This is a genomic window from Bradyrhizobium sp. STM 3809, from assembly GCF_000239795.1.
Lineage (GTDB): Bacteria > Pseudomonadota > Alphaproteobacteria > Rhizobiales > Xanthobacteraceae > Bradyrhizobium.
Genome location: NZ_CAFJ01000063.1, coordinates 1 through 13,531 on the forward strand (window position 1 = coordinate 1; position 13,531 = coordinate 13,531).

The 13,531-nt window shown below is 67.2% G+C and carries 13 protein-coding genes and 1 pseudogene; 9 read left to right on the forward strand and 5 right to left on the reverse strand.

Annotated elements, in window-relative coordinates:
• Window positions 1-47 precede the first annotated feature (47 nt).
• Window positions 48-1,556, forward strand: a complete 1,509-nt coding sequence (locus BRAS3809_RS02955; RefSeq protein ID WP_008960613.1) for a glycosyltransferase family protein — start codon at window positions 48-50, stop codon at window positions 1,554-1,556.
• Between the two features lie 148 nt (window positions 1,557-1,704).
• On the opposite strand, the gene grpE is transcribed toward BRAS3809_RS02955, so the two are convergent.
• On the reverse strand, window positions 1,705-2,325 hold the full coding sequence (gene grpE, locus BRAS3809_RS02960; protein WP_008960614.1) for a nucleotide exchange factor GrpE: 621 nt from the start codon (window positions 2,323-2,325) through the stop codon (window positions 1,705-1,707).
• A 143-nt stretch (window positions 2,326-2,468) separates the two neighbouring features.
• Window positions 2,469-3,557, reverse strand: a complete 1,089-nt coding sequence (gene hrcA, locus BRAS3809_RS02965; protein ID WP_008960615.1) for a heat-inducible transcriptional repressor HrcA — start codon at window positions 3,555-3,557, stop codon at window positions 2,469-2,471.
• 187 nt (window positions 3,558-3,744) lie between these two features.
• Here hrcA and rph point away from each other — a divergent pair, with 187 nt between their 5' ends.
• The 3 genes from rph to hemW are packed head-to-tail and all read left to right on the forward strand — an operon-like array spanning window position 3,745 to window position 6,243.
• The gene (rph, locus tag BRAS3809_RS02970; RefSeq protein ID WP_008960616.1) at window positions 3,745-4,458 is read left to right on the forward strand and encodes a ribonuclease PH; all 714 of its coding nucleotides are present in this window, start codon (window positions 3,745-3,747) and stop codon (window positions 4,456-4,458) included.
• A complete protein-coding gene (rdgB, locus tag BRAS3809_RS02975) occupies window positions 4,455-5,099 on the forward strand; it encodes an RdgB/HAM1 family non-canonical purine NTP pyrophosphatase (protein WP_035655143.1) in 645 nt (214 codons plus the stop codon). The genes rph and rdgB overlap by 4 nt, the downstream gene beginning before the upstream one ends.
• Window positions 5,086-6,243: a radical SAM family heme chaperone HemW gene (gene hemW / locus BRAS3809_RS02980; protein WP_008960618.1), complete on the forward strand. Its 1,158-nt coding sequence runs from the start codon at window positions 5,086-5,088 to the stop codon at window positions 6,241-6,243. Before rdgB ends, hemW begins: the two co-directional genes overlap by 14 nt.
• A 231-nt stretch (window positions 6,244-6,474) precedes the next feature.
• On the opposite strand, the gene BRAS3809_RS02985 is transcribed toward hemW, so the two are convergent.
• Complete coding sequence (locus BRAS3809_RS02985; protein ID WP_035655145.1) at window positions 6,475-7,683, reverse strand: penicillin-binding protein activator; 1,209 nt, start codon at window positions 7,681-7,683, stop codon at window positions 6,475-6,477.
• A 301-nt stretch (window positions 7,684-7,984) separates the two neighbouring features.
• Between BRAS3809_RS02985 and rsmI the strand changes: the two genes are divergently transcribed.
• The 4 genes from rsmI to BRAS3809_RS03005 all read left to right on the forward strand — a co-directional run bounded on the left by rsmI (window position 7,985) and on the right by BRAS3809_RS03005 (window position 11,625).
• A complete protein-coding gene (gene rsmI, locus BRAS3809_RS02990; RefSeq protein WP_035655147.1) occupies window positions 7,985-8,959 on the forward strand; it encodes a 16S rRNA (cytidine(1402)-2'-O)-methyltransferase in 975 nt (324 codons plus the stop codon).
• Window positions 8,946-9,374: a YraN family protein gene (locus BRAS3809_RS02995; RefSeq protein WP_008960621.1), complete on the forward strand. Its 429-nt coding sequence runs from the start codon at window positions 8,946-8,948 to the stop codon at window positions 9,372-9,374. Before rsmI ends, BRAS3809_RS02995 begins: the two co-directional genes overlap by 14 nt.
• 33 nt (window positions 9,375-9,407) lie before the next feature.
• Window positions 9,408-10,349 carry a glutathione synthase gene (gshB, locus tag BRAS3809_RS03000; RefSeq protein WP_008960622.1) on the forward strand — a complete coding sequence of 314 codons (942 nt, stop codon included), beginning with the start codon at window positions 9,408-9,410 and terminating at the stop codon, window positions 10,347-10,349.
• Window positions 10,350-10,809: 460 nt separating this feature from the next.
• Complete coding sequence (locus BRAS3809_RS03005; protein WP_008960624.1) at window positions 10,810-11,625, forward strand: exodeoxyribonuclease III; 816 nt, start codon at window positions 10,810-10,812, stop codon at window positions 11,623-11,625.
• Window positions 11,626-11,785: 160 nt separating this feature from the next.
• Here BRAS3809_RS03005 and BRAS3809_RS03010 read toward each other — a convergent pair whose 3' ends face one another.
• Both BRAS3809_RS03010 and BRAS3809_RS03015 read right to left on the reverse strand, forming a co-directional pair.
• Window positions 11,786-12,229, reverse strand: coding sequence for a cyclic nucleotide-binding domain-containing protein (locus tag BRAS3809_RS03010; protein WP_035643151.1), 444 nt, complete (start codon window positions 12,227-12,229; stop codon window positions 11,786-11,788).
• A gap of 66 nt (window positions 12,230-12,295) precedes the next feature.
• Window positions 12,296-12,982, reverse strand: coding sequence for a response regulator transcription factor (locus BRAS3809_RS03015; RefSeq protein WP_006612692.1), 687 nt, complete (start codon window positions 12,980-12,982; stop codon window positions 12,296-12,298).
• Between the two features lie 276 nt (window positions 12,983-13,258).
• On the opposite strand from BRAS3809_RS03015, the pseudogene BRAS3809_RS03020 reads away from it, so the two are divergent.
• A pseudogene (locus tag BRAS3809_RS03020) lies at window positions 13,259-13,531 on the forward strand (L,D-transpeptidase family protein); the annotation flags it as partial.

A 13,531-nucleotide genomic window follows, 5' to 3' on the forward strand; every position in this document is an offset into this window, starting at 1 on the left:
AACGGATCGCGCCCTAGGGTCCCACACTCCTGGGATGGGAATGAGGCATGGTCACCGACACCGTTTGGGGTGTTCCGCAGCGCGAGCACGAAGCCCACCGAGCGACGTTCCCGACACTGCTCGTCCTCGCCATCGTCGGTGCAGGCGCTTGGCTGCGCCATGTCCTGCCGCTCAATGTCGATGTCAGCTGGTGGCTGCTCGTCAGCGAGCGCATGCTCGACGGCCAGCGGCTCTATGTCGACATCCTCGAGACGAACCCGCCAATGGCGGGATCGGCCTATTTTCTGGCCGTCGCGCTGGCGCGGGCGATCCACATCAGGCCCGAACTGGCGACGAACATCCTGATCTTTGCGCTGACCGCGGCATCCCTGACGCTGGCATGGCTGGTGCTGCGGACATCCGCTCTGCGCGAACGCCTCGCGGACGGACGGTTGGCGGCATGGACGACCGCTCTTCTGCTGATCGCGCCGATGTACGATTTCGGCCAGCGAGAACACCTCGCACTGATCACCGTCTTGCCGGCGGTCGCCGTCTACATCCTGCGCGCCCAACGTGAACGAGTAGGCCTGGCTGCCGTCCTCGTTGCCGGGCTCAGCGCCGGACTCACGATGAGTTTCAAGCCCTATTTCGCCTTCGCCGTCGGCTTCTGCATTCTCGCTTCCGCGGCTCAGGCGCGCGATTGGCGCGTGCTGTTCGCCATGGAGAACTGGATCGCCGGTGCACTCGTGCTGATCAACGCGATCAGCATCTACGTGTTCTTTCCTGAGTATTTCACCATCATCTATCCGCTGGTCCGTGACGTCTATCTGCTTCTAAAGGCGCCCGTGCCGGCCATTCTCGTCACTCTACCGATCGGCCTTTGGCTGGCGGCGACTGTGATCGTCCTGCTGCTCCAGCGCAATCAGCCCCGGCGCGACGCGGCAACGTTCGTCACGCTGGCCGCATCGCTTGGGTTCCTCGTATCTTTCGTCGCGCAGCGGAAGGGCTGGGGCTATCACGCCTATCCGATGGTCGCGCTGGCGCTGCTTGCGGCCGGCTTCGCCGTTTCAGCGAGCAACCTCGGCCACGACCCGCGGCGCTGGCCGCGTATCGCCACTGCTGTCGCCGCAGTCATCCTCTTCGTGCAGACCTGCGTTTGGTTCAATGGCAGTATCGACGTTGGGCAGATCGAAAGTCAGGTCGCGCGGCTTGGCCCGCACCCAAGGATGTTGGTGCTCAGCGCCGCGGCGGTCATCGGACACCCGATGGTGCGGACCCTTAATGGGACCTGGATTTCACGCCAGGAGGCGTTCTGGGTCCGAGAGATCGTTCGCCGGTCGCAACATGACGGCACCATCGACGCACAGGCCGCGCAGCGGCTGCAGTCCTACGTGGAGCGCGAACGCGCCGGGATCATTGCTGATTTCCGGAAACAGCCACCGGACATCGTTCTGATCGATAATCAGAACAGCGATTGGGGCGACTGGGCGCGTTCCGACCCCGAGCTCAAGGCTCTGCTCGAGCCGTATGTCCTGGTGCAGACGGTGGACGGCGTCGAGATTCTGAAGCGCGGCTAGCTAGCACCGCGCCGGGCGCGACGTTGTTTCAACCCACCAGTTGAGCGCGATTGGGGGCTTCTTTCGAGCCAAGTAAGAAAGCCACCGGCCAACACCCGGTGGCTTTCTTGATACGGGGAGAGATCGCGCGCGGCCTCGTCGCTCGTTGTCACGCCGCGCTGTTCGACTGGTCGTTGCCGGACGCGGGCGCGGCCTTGGCGCCGCCCTTGGAGACGCCCACGAGGGCCGGGCGCAACACGCGCTCGCCGATCATGAAGCCGGCCTGCACCACCTGCACCACGGTGCCCGACGGCACCGAGGCATCGGGCACCTCGTACATCGCCTGCTGGAAGTTCGGATCGAACTTCTGTCCCGTCGGATCGAACTTCTTGACGCCGTTCTTCTCCAGCGTGTTGAGCAGCGAGCGCTCGGTGAGCTCGACGCCTTCGATCAGCGACTTCAGGCCGGCATCGGCATTGGCGCGGGTCTCGGCCGGCACGGCATCGAGCGCACGCTGCAGATTGTCGGCGATGTCGAGCACGTCGCGGGCGAAGCCGGTGATGCCGTACATGCGCGCATCGGCGACCTCGCGGGCGGTGCGCTTGCGCAGATTCTCCATCTCCGCCAGCGTGCGCAGCATCTTGTCGCGCGCCTCGGCCGCTTCCTTCGCATAGGCCTCGGCCGAGCCGGTCTCGGGGTCGTCGGGCATGATGTAGGGCTTGGAGACGACGGGTTCGCTGGCCTGCGCCGGGTTTTCCGGATCGTTCTGATGCAGGTCGGGATCGGTCATGGACAGTCTTCTCGCAAGTTCGGCGGGTTCTGGGGATGTCGGGCGGGATATCGTGCTTTGAACCACGAAAATCAAGCACGACGATCAAGCGCGACCCGGCGATCGGGCCAGCGGCGCTCTCGCGGGGTTAACCATGTCGGATGTCAGCCGCCCATCAGGCGGCTGAGCAGGCGCGCGGCATAATCGACGGTCGGAATGACCCGGGCATAGTTGAGACGGGTCGGACCGATGACGCCGAGCACGCCGACGATACGTCCCGTGGCGTCCGAATACGGCGAAACGATCGTCGATGAGCCCGACAGCGAGAACAACTTGTTCTCCGAGCCGATGAAGATGCGCACGCCGTCGGCGCTCTCGGCGCGCCCGAGCAGGTCGACGACACCGCGCTTGGTCTCGAGATCGTCGAACAGCCGCCGGACGCGCTCGAGGTCCTCGAGCGCGTGCAGGTCCTCGAGCAGATTGGCGTGGCCGCGCACGATCAGCTGGCGGTCGTCGCTGTCGCCGCCGGACCAGCTCGCCACGCCGGCGGCGATCACCTTCTGCGTCAGCTGATCGAGCTCGGCGCGATCCTGCGCCAGCGCGGTCTCGAGCTCCAATCGCGCTTCCGCCAAGGTGCGTCCGCGGATTCGCGCATTGAGGAAATTCGAAGCCTCCGTCAGCGCCGAGGACGGCACGCCGGGAGGCAGGGCGAGCACGCGGTTCTCGACCTGCCCGTCCTCGCCGACCAGCACGACCAACGCGCGCTCCGGCTCCAGCCGCACGAACTCGATGTGCTTCAGCCGGGTGTTGGACTTGGCGGTGAGCACGACGGCGGCGGCGCGGGTCAGGCCGGACAGCCGCGTCAGCGCCTCGTCCAGCGCGGCTTCCACCGACTGCGCCCGGCCGACGGAGGCGAGCTGGCTCTGGATCGCCTGCCGCTCGGCATCGGTCATGTCGCCGACCTGCATCAGGGCGTCGACGAAGAAGCGCAGGCCGGCCTCGGTCGGCAGCCGGCCGGCCGAGGTATGCGGCGCATAGATCAGGCCGAGCTGCTCCAGGTCGGCCATCACGTTGCGCACGGAGGCCGGCGACAAGGGAACCGCGATCAGCCGCGAGATGTTGCGGGAGCCGACCGGCTCGCCGGTCGCCAGATAGCTCTCGACGATCTGCCGGAAGATCTCGCGCGAGCGCTCGTTGAGCTGCGCGAGCCCGGCCGGCGGTGTCATCAGGTTGATCGGATCGTGGTGGGCCACCAGATATCCTCCTCACCCAGTTGCATATAATTTGGCCATGCGGCGGCTCGGTGGCAAGCCGATCTTGAGGGCGGTTCCGGGGGTGATTCGCGCCAATTCCGCCCTTGATTAAGCGCTTGCCGCTGCCGGTCCCGGCTCCTACAAGGCCGGTCAAGACGTCTTTTGCCTTCATTCACGGAGAGAACCCATGCGGCCGAGCCGCCGTGCAGCGGACGAAATGCGGGCCGTGAGCCTGGAACGCGGCGTCGTGAAATACGCCGAGGGCTCCTGCCTGGTGAAGTTCGGCGACACCCATGTGCTGGTCACCGCGACCCTGGAGGACCGGCTGCCGCCCTGGCTCAAGGGACAGGGACGCGGCTGGATCACCGCCGAATACGGCATGCTGCCGCGCGCCACCCTGGAGCGCACCCGGCGCGAGGCGTCGTCGGGCAAGCAGACCGGCCGTACCGTCGAGATCCAGCGCCTGATCGGCCGCTCGCTGCGCACCGCGATCGACCTGGAAGCGCTCGGCGAGCGCCAGATCACCGTCGATTGCGACGTGCTGCAGGCCGACGGCGGCACCCGCACCGCCTCGATCACGGGCGCCTGGGTGGCGCTGGCCGATTGCATCCGCTGGATGAAGGCGCGCAACATGATCAAGACCGAGGTGCTGCGCACCAATGTCGCCGCGGTGTCCTGCGGCATCTACAACGGCACGCCGGTGCTCGACCTCGATTACGCCGAGGATTCCGAGGCCGAGACCGACGCCAATTTCGTCATGACCGGCGACGGCCGCATCATCGAGGTGCAGGGCACCGCCGAGAAGACGCCGTTCAGCGAGGCCGAGTTCCTGGCGCTGATGGCGCTGGCGCGCAAGGGCGTCGGACGGCTGGTCGACCTGCAGAAGATGGCGGTCGCGTGAGCAGCAGCCATCGCCAGATCACCGGGCGCATCGTGATTGCGACCCATAATTCGGGCAAGCTCGTCGAGATGCGCGAGCTGCTGGCGCCTCATGGCGTCGAGGCGGTCTCGGCCGGCGAGCTCGGGCTCGGCGAGCCGGAGGAGACCGGCGACACCTTCCTGGCCAATGCGCGCATCAAGGCCGTCGCCGCGGCGCAAGCCGCGCAGCTGCCGGCCTTCGCCGACGACTCCGGCATCGTCGTCCACGCCCTCGACGGCGCGCCGGGAATCTACTCGGCCCGATGGGCCGGCCCGGGCAAGGATTTCAATGCCGCCATGGCGCAGATCGAGCGCCTGCTGCAGGAGCGCGGCGCCACCAGTGCCGACAAGCGGACGGCACATTTCGTCTCGGCGCTGTGCGTGGCCTGGCCGGACGGCCACATCGAGGAGGTCGAGGCGCGCGTCGACGGCACCCTGGTCTGGCCGCCGCGCGGCACGGCCGGCTTCGGCTATGACCCGATGTTCCTCCCTGACGGCCACGACCGCACCTTCGGCGAGATGACCAGCATCGAGAAGCACGGGCTGCCGCCGCTCGGCCTCGGCCTGTCGCACCGGGCCCGCGCCTTCGTGAAGCTCGCGGAGATCTGTCTTGAGCAGCGCTGAGAGCGAAGCGTTCGGCGTCTATGTGCACTGGCCGTTCTGCCTGTCGAAATGTCCGTATTGCGACTTCAACAGCCATGTCCGCCACGCCGCCATCGACCAGGACCGCTTCGCCCGCGCCTTCGCGCAGGAGATCGCGACCACGGCCGCACGCACCGGGCCGCGCACCGTCACCTCGATCTTTCTCGGCGGCGGCACGCCGTCGCTGATGCAGCCGCAGACCGTCGGCGCCATCCTCGATGCCATCGGCCAGCACTGGCATGTCGCCCGCGATGTCGAGGTGTCGCTGGAGGCCAACCCGACCAGCGTCGAGGCCACGCGCTTTGCAGGCTATCGTGCGGCCGGCGTCAACCGCGTCTCGCTCGGCGTCCAGGCGATGGACGACGCGTCGCTGAAGATGCTGGGGCGCCTGCACACCGCTGAAGAAGCCATGAAAGCGGTGGCGATCGCACGGGGTGCGTTCGAGCGCTATTCGTTCGACCTGATCTATGCGCGGCCCGACCAGACGCCTGACATGTGGACCGAGGAGCTGACGCGCGCGATCGGCGAGGCGGCCGAGCATCTGTCACTGTACCAGCTGACAATCGAGGAGGGCACGCCGTTCTTCGGCCTGCACGCCGCCGGGAAGCTGAAGACGCCCGACGAAGGACTCGCGCGCACGCTCTACGACGTCACGCAGGACATCTGCGCCCGTCACGGCCTGCCGGCTTATGAAATCTCCAATCACGCCCGTCCCGGCGCGGAGTGCCGGCACAACCTCGTGTATTGGCGCGGCCAGGAATATGCCGGCATCGGCCCCGGCGCGCATGGCCGGCTTGATATCGACGGTATCCGCCACGCCACCGCAACGGACAAGCGGCCGGAAGCCTGGCTGATGCGGGTCGAGACCAGCGGCCATGGCGTGATGACCGACGATCTCCTCAACAGCGAGGAGCGCGCCGACGAGTTTCTTTTGATGGGGCTGCGACTTCGCGAGGGCATCGATCCCAAGCGCTATGCCGCGATCTCCGGACGCACGCTCGATCCGCGCCGCATCGCATTGCTGCGCGAGGAGGGCGCCATCGCCGTCGAACCGGACGGCCGGCTGCGCGTCACCCAGGACGGCTTCCCCGTGCTCGATGCCGTCGTCGCCGACCTCGCGGCGTGAGTTTTGGTGAGGCACTGCTCTCAATGGATGTGCAGCGCCGGTTTCGGCGCTCACCCCTCATGGTGAGGAGCGCCGCAGGCGCGTCTCGAACCATGAGGCCCTGAGCTGGGGCCTCGCCCTTCGAGACGCCCGCCTTCGGCGGGCTCCTCAGAGTGAGGAGAGGCGGCCTTCCGTGAGGCGCGACATCGCGGCTAGCGCGCTGATCCCGCCGAACCAGCCACGCTGAACGACCTACGTCGCGCTGAAGCTCTTCGGCGCACCCGCCACCGCCGTGCCGCCGCCCGAGCCGACGCGCATCACGGCGAGGCCGCGCTCGTTGGTGCCGTCGCTGCGGAAGCGGAACAGGCCGTCGATGCCGGCGAAGCCGGACGCGTTGGTCAGCACGTCAGGCGCGAAGCGCTGTGCACCCTGGGTGCGCGCGAGCGCGGCGACCAGCGCCACCGCGTCATAGGCCAAGGTGGCGGTGCGCACGGGATCGCCGCCGAAGCGCGTGCGATAGCGCCCGGCAAAGGCGCGGAAGCCCGAGGGATCCGGCGCCGCATAGAGGCCGCCCTGCAGGCTGGCGCTGTTGTAGACGCGCGGATTGTCCCACAGCCCGGTGCCGAGCAGCTGGATGTTGCGCAGGTTCGCGCCCGCGGCCGTGAGCGCGTCCGCGGTCGCCACGACCGATTCACCGTCATCGGCCAGCAGCAGCGCGTCGGCGCCGCCGAGCGACTGCGCGACCGCGCGCGCCGCCGCGGTACGGTCGCCGGCATATTTCTCGAACGCCACGATGCGTCCGCCGCGCCGGCTGACCGCGGTCTTGAACGCGCCTTCCACCACGGTGCCGTAGGGATTGTCCGGCAGCAGCGCCGCGAAGGAGCGTTTGCCGACGCTGGCGGAGTAGTCGACGATGCGGGTGGCATCGGACTCCGGCAGGAAGCTGAGCAGATAGACGCCGCGCCCGGCCACGCTCGAATCGGTCGAGAACGCGATGACCGAGATGTTGCGCGTGCGCGCGACCTGGGAGGTGGCCGGCACCGAGCCCGCGAACAACGGTCCGAGCAGGATCTCGGCGCCCTCGTCACAGGCCTGCTGTGCACCTTGTTGTGCACCCTGCGGGCTGCCGGCGTCGTCCTTGATGAGAAGCTGGATGTTGGGATTCTGAAACTCGGCGAGCGCCATCTCGGCGGCGTTCTTCATCGACTGCGCGGCCACGCCGGCATTGCCGGAGGCCGACAGCGGCAGAATCAGTCCGACCTTCACCTGGCCGTTGCCGGCCACAGCCGGCTGCTGCGGCGGACCGGACGGTGCGGTCGGCTGCTCGAACGGGTTGAATCCCTGCTGCACATTGGAGCAGGCCGACAGGAGCGGCGCGCCGAGGATCAGGCCAAGCGCCGTCCGCCGGCCAACCACAGGGGCTCCCGGAGCAAAAGACTTGGGATCACGCGGGCCTGACATGGCATCTCTTTGCTCGGCCGAGACCGGCCAGAAGTTCCGCAATCGCACGCCTGAAGGCCTTTGCGATTTGATTCATATTGTCGACGAATAGTTAAGCAAAACAAAAGGCTGTCAGGGCCACACCGGCGATCAAATCGACGTTTTGCACGCGCTATCCCCCGCTCACCACGGCCTCACGGAATGCGGCGCCGCGCTTGAATCGCCGATGAACGGTAAAACCCCGCAGCGCTACGGATCTTCAATGTCGCCGCAGGATCGTTCCCTGGTGGCATTCCCCTGCCGGCGCCTTTAAATTACCGCGATGGGCGCCAAGGCAATCTCGAACATGTCGCCGGACGATGGCAAATCTTCCACCACATGGACTTATCTGGTGGCGGGGCAGCCTGTTGCGGCGCCGAAGACGCGGCCGGGTCTGCACCTGGTCGCGACGCCGATCGGCAATCTCGGCGACATTACCCTGCGCGCGCTCGAAACGCTCGCCGGCGCCGACATCATCTTCTGCGAGGACACGCGCATCACGCGGCGGTTGACGGAACGCTACGGCCTCGGCGCGGATCTCGCCGCCTATCACGAGCACAATGCCGAGGCCGTGCGGCCGAAGATCCTGCAGCGCCTGTCGGAGGGCGCGGCCATTGCGCTGGTGTCCGACGCCGGCACGCCGCTGATCTCCGATCCCGGCTACAAGCTGGTGCGCGCCGCGTGCGAGGCCGGCCATGCCGTGACCGCGTTGCCGGGGCCGTCGGCAGTTCTGGCCGCGCTCAGCGTCGCGGCGCTGCCGACGGATCGCTTCTTCTTCGAAGGCTTCCTGCCGGCCAGGCAGCAGGCGCGGCGCACGCGCCTCGCCGAGCTGGCGCGGATCGACGCGACCTTGGTGCTGTTCGAGGCCGGCAGCCGCGTGCAGGAGACGCTCGCCGATCTCGCCGAGGCCATGGCCGGGCGCCAGGCCGCGATCTGCCGCGAGCTCACCAAGCTGCATGAAGAGATCCTGCGCGGACCGGTCGCGGAGCTTGCGGCGCAAGCCGACGGGCTCGAGACGCGCGGCGAGTTCGTTCTGGTGATCGGCCCGCCGCCGGGCGACGCCGAGGTCATGACCGACGGCGCCGTCGATGCGCTGCTGACGGATCTGCTGCAGCGATCGAGCGTGAAGGATGCGGTGATGCATGCGGTCGAGCTGTCGCGCCGGCCGCGCCGAGAAGTCTATGCGCGTGCGCTCGCGCTTGCCAAGGACGTGCCCGCAAAGGACGGGCGCGCGGGAGCGGACGATGGCGAAGACTGAGGCCGCCGGCGACGTGCCCGCCAAGAAGCCCGCGAAGGCTGCGAAGACTGCCGCGCCCGAGCGCGTCGCCGCCTTCCGCACCGGGCTGTCGGCCGAGGCGCGCGCGGCGGCGCTGCTGATCGCCAAGGGCTACCGCATCCTCGCCAAACGCTTCCGCACGCCGCATGGCGAGATCGACCTGATCGCGCGCAAGCGCGGCCTCGTCGCCTTCGTCGAGGTCAAGGCGCGCGCCTCGCTCGACGACGCGGCCTATGCGGTGACGCCGCGCCAGCAGCAGCGCATCATCGATGCCGCACAGGCCTGGCTGATGGCGCATCCCGACCATGCCGAATTGGAGCTGCGCTTCGACGCGATTCTGGTTGCGCCGCGCAGCCTGCCGCGCCATCTCATGGCAGCCTTCGACGCCAGCCCCTGACACGAGCCACCGCAGACAGACCGGGACCTGCCCATGAAACTAAATGTCGCCGTCCAGATGGACCCCATCGCGCGCATCAACATCCGCGGCGACTCGACCTTTGCGATGCTGCTCGAAGCGCAGCGGCGCGGCCATGGCCTGTGCTACTACACGCCCGACAAGCTGTCCTTGCGCGGCGAGGAGCTGTACGCGCCGGTGCAGGCCCTGACCGTGCGCGACCAGGTCGGCGACCATTTCACGCTCGGCGAGCCGAAGCCGACGGCGCTGACCTCGTTCGACGTCGTGCTGCTGCGCCAGGACCCGCCGTTCGATCTCGCCTACATCACCTCGACGCATTTCCTCGAGCGCATCCATCCGAAGACGCTGGTCGTCAACGATCCTGCCAGCGTGCGCAACGCGCCGGAAAAGCTGTTCGTGATGAATTTTCCGCAGCTGATGCCGCCGACCCTGATCTCGCGCGACCTCGACGAAATCAACGCCTTCCGCGACCAGCATGGCGCCGTGGTGATGAAGCCGCTGCACGGCCATGGCGGCGCGGCGGTGTTCCGGGTGATGCCGCAGGACATGAATTTCGGCTCGCTGTTCGACATGTTCTCGGTGACGTTCAAGGAGCCCTGGGTGATCCAGCGCTTCCTCCCCGAGGTGAAGCACGGCGACAAGCGCATCATCCTGGTCGACGGCGAGTTCGCCGGCGCGGTCAACCGCGTGCCCGCCGCCGATGACCTGCGCTCCAACATGGTGCGCGGCGGCGCCGCGCAGGCCACCGATCTCAGCGCCCGGGAGCGCGAGATCTGCGACACGCTCGGCCCGGAGCTGCGCGCCCGCGGCCTCCTGCTGGTCGGTATCGACGTCATCGACGGCAACCTCACCGAGATCAACGTCACCTCGCCGACCGGCATCCGCGCCATCTCGCGGCTCGGCGGCCCAGACATCGCCGCGCGCGTGTGGGACGTGATCGAGGCCAAGCGGCGCTGAGACGCGGTCTCGTCGAGCGCTCACTCCGAAGATGGTCTATCCGCCGTCATTGCGAGCGAAGCGAAGCAATCCAGAGTCCCGCCCACCACCCTGGATTGCTTCGCTTCGCTCGCAATGACGGAGGAAGCAGTCTTGGTGCATTTGCGTGCGGCGGGGAGGACAGGGCTGCCTCTCACATCACGAGTAAATTTGCTTCCCCTCACCCTGAGGAGCCCGCCGGAGGCGGGCGTCTCGAAGGGCGAGGCCCCGGCTGAGGCCTCATGGTTCGAGACGCGCCTGCGGCGCTTCTCACCATGAGGGGCGAAAGCCGGCGGTACTGCAAACCGGACCATGAACACGCCAAGAGGCGTGCTCATGGCGAGGGGCCAACTCTCACACCGAGGCTGCACATGGTTGCTGGGGATAAGGCCGACGGAGACGCCGCTGACGCCGCCGCATTCCATGTTATGACGCCATTCTCATGCGTCTCGTCCTGACCACCTGGAACATCAATTCGGTGCGCCTGCGCATCGATCTCGTCGCCAAGTTCATCAAGCAGGTCCGGCCCGATGTGCTGTGCCTGCAGGAGACCAAGTGCATCGACGATGCCTTCCCGCTGAAACGCTTCAAGCGGCTCGGCTACGAGCACGTCGCGCTGAACGGGCAGAAGGGCTATCACGGCGTCGCCGTGATCTCGAAATGGCCGTTCGAGGCGACCAACGTCCGCACCTTCTGCGACAAGGTCGACTCCCGCCACATCACCGTGTCGTTCGGCGAGAAGGCGCAGCTCGCCCAGCCCCTGGTGCTGCATAATTTCTACGTGCCGGCAGGCGGCGACATTCCCGATCCCGCACTCAATCCGAAGTTCGAGCACAAGCTGCAATTCCTCGACGAGATGAAGGCGTGCGAGCCGCTGCATCCGCGCGGCGACGACCGGCACATCCTGGTCGGCGATCTCAACGTCGCGCCGCATGAGCACGACGTCTGGTCGCACAAGCAGCTCCTGAAGGTGGTCTCGCACACGCCGGTCGAAACGGAGAAGCTGCTGGCCGCGCAAAGCCATGGCGAGTGGGTCGACGTCGCGCGCGAGCGCATCCCGATGTCAGAAAAGGTCTACACATGGTGGAGCTACCGCGCCGCCGACTGGACCGTCGGCGACCGCGGCCGGCGGCTCGACCACATCTGGGTGTCACGGGCGCTGAAGGACCGCGTCAGCGACTTCCAGATCCTGCGTGACGCGCGCAGCTGGGAGCGGCCGTCGGATCACGTGCCGGTCACGGTGACCTTGGACGTTTGACGGCGAGAGCCGGCGTTATTTGTTCACCAGCGTCCACGCCGTCATGGCCGGGCACCGTCCCGGCCATCCACGTCGTGCGGCACCCCGTCACGACGTGGATGCCCGGGACAAGCCCGGGGATGACGGCCTGGGTGCTAGAATCGAGGGAAACCATCCCCCGTCACGATGTCAGCTTGGCGCCGGCCATCAGGATGTCGTTGGCGATGCGGTTGGCGCGGTGGGCGAACTCGTCGCGCAGGCGGCGGGCAGCGACGGCGTCGCTCTCCAGCACGCGCTGGAACAGGCTGCGCGAGATCCGCACGACCGTGGAATATTCCAGCGCGGTCGCCGTCGCCGGCCGGCGCATCTCGACCAGCAGCGCGAGCTCACCAATCAGCATGCTCGGCTTGGCGACGATCTCGGCGCCGACCTCGTCGCTGATGCGCAAGGCGCCGCGCTGCACGACATAGCCGCAATCGGCCGTGTCGCCCTCGCGAAACAGGGTCTCGCCGCTCTGGATGTTACGCTGCTCGGAGCCGATGGCGATCATGCGCAGCGAATCGCTTCCCAACAGACGCAGGGTCGGGACGCGCTCCAACAGCGCAATATCGTCTTCGATCGACATAAAGGGCCCGGGGAAGGCGAAATGGAACCAGTATCATAGACGGCAACCCGCCATCCCCGAACCGTATCACGGCACCAACTTGTAGCCACCCGCCTCGGTCACGAGAATCTCTGGATTCGCAGCATCTTTCTCGATCTTCTGCCGCAGACGGTAAATATGCGTTTCCAGGGTGTGGGTGGTGACGCCGGAATTGTAGCCCCAGACCTCCTGGAGCAGCGTCTCGCGCGACACCGGCTGCTGGCCGGCGCGGTACAGGAAGCGCAGGATCGCCGTCTCTTTCTCGGTCAGCCGGACCTTGCGGGCGTTGGCGCCGGTCAGCATCTTCGAGCCCGGCCGGAAGCTGTAGGGGCCGACCGAGAACACGGCGTCCTCGCTGGCCTCGTGCTGGCGCAGCTGGGCGCGGATGCGGGCGAGCAGCACGGCAAAGCGGAACGGCTTGGCGACGTAGTCATTGGCGCCGGATTCGAGCCCGAGGATGGTGTCCGAATCGGTGTCGTGGCCGGTCAGCATGATGATCGGGGCCTTGAAGCCGCCCTTGCGCAGGCTGCGCACCACCTCGCGGCCATCGGTATCGGGCAACCCGACATCCATCAGCACCAGGTCGGGGGAATTGGCCTTTGCCGCGCTGGCGCCCTTGGCGCCGGTGTCGACGGCCTGGGCTTCGAACTCGTCATGCAGCGAGAGCTGCTCCATCAGGGTGTCGCGCAGATCGGTGTCGTCATCCACGATCAGGATCTTGCGGGCATTGGCCATAGGTACAATCCTCTTGGTGGCGCCGGCGGGAATCCGGAAGGGGGGCGCCGCAGCGGTGGGCAAACAGGCTCGTCAGCCCTGTTTCGTCTTGAAGTAGGGGGCTGTTACCGATTCACAAGCGCCAACCACTGTACTCCAGAATTGGGCTGGGAATGCGATGAATGTCCTGTTCGACCCTCGCGGCGGACCATTCGCCGACATTAAGGCAATTGCCGGGCAATCCATGGCAATGAAAAGGCACGTTGTTTCATCTCTTTATGCACGAGGTAGCTTGGTATGCCAGCGAGCCTGATCGCGATTCGCAGCCGCGCCGGGTCGCGGCAACGCGGCTGGCTGACGGTCTGGGGCCATGTCATCCCGGTCGCACTCGGCCGCGGCGGCATCCTGGCCAACAAGCGCGAGGGCGACGGCGGCACGCCGCGCGGCACCTTCTACCCGCGCCGGCTGTGGTGGCGGGCCGACCGGCATCCGCGCCCCCGGACCCTGCTGCCGGTCCGGCCGATCGGGCCCGGGGATGCCTGGTGCGAGGACCCGGCCGACCGGCATTAA

Excerpts from the sequence above, each read along its gene's own strand:
- BRAS3809_RS02955 (WP_008960613.1), top strand. The coding sequence starts at position 48 with ATGGTCACCGACACCGTTTGGGGTGTTCCGCAGCGCGAGCACGAAGCC.
- grpE (WP_008960614.1), bottom strand. The coding sequence starts at position 2,325 with ATGACCGATCCCGACCTGCATCAGAACGATCCGGAAAACCCGGCGCAG.
- rph (WP_008960616.1), top strand. The coding sequence starts at position 3,745 with ATGCGGCCGAGCCGCCGTGCAGCGGACGAAATGCGGGCCGTGAGCCTG.
- BRAS3809_RS02985 (WP_035655145.1), bottom strand. The coding sequence starts at position 7,683 with ATGTCAGGCCCGCGTGATCCCAAGTCTTTTGCTCCGGGAGCCCCTGTG.
- rsmI (WP_035655147.1), top strand. The coding sequence starts at position 7,985 with ATGGGCGCCAAGGCAATCTCGAACATGTCGCCGGACGATGGCAAATCT.
- BRAS3809_RS02995 (WP_008960621.1), top strand. The coding sequence starts at position 8,946 with ATGGCGAAGACTGAGGCCGCCGGCGACGTGCCCGCCAAGAAGCCCGCG.
- gshB (WP_008960622.1), top strand. The coding sequence starts at position 9,408 with ATGAAACTAAATGTCGCCGTCCAGATGGACCCCATCGCGCGCATCAAC.
- BRAS3809_RS03005 (WP_008960624.1), top strand. The coding sequence starts at position 10,810 with ATGCGTCTCGTCCTGACCACCTGGAACATCAATTCGGTGCGCCTGCGC.
- BRAS3809_RS03010 (WP_035643151.1), bottom strand. The coding sequence starts at position 12,229 with ATGTCGATCGAAGACGATATTGCGCTGTTGGAGCGCGTCCCGACCCTG.
- BRAS3809_RS03015 (WP_006612692.1), bottom strand. The coding sequence starts at position 12,982 with ATGGCCAATGCCCGCAAGATCCTGATCGTGGATGACGACACCGATCTG.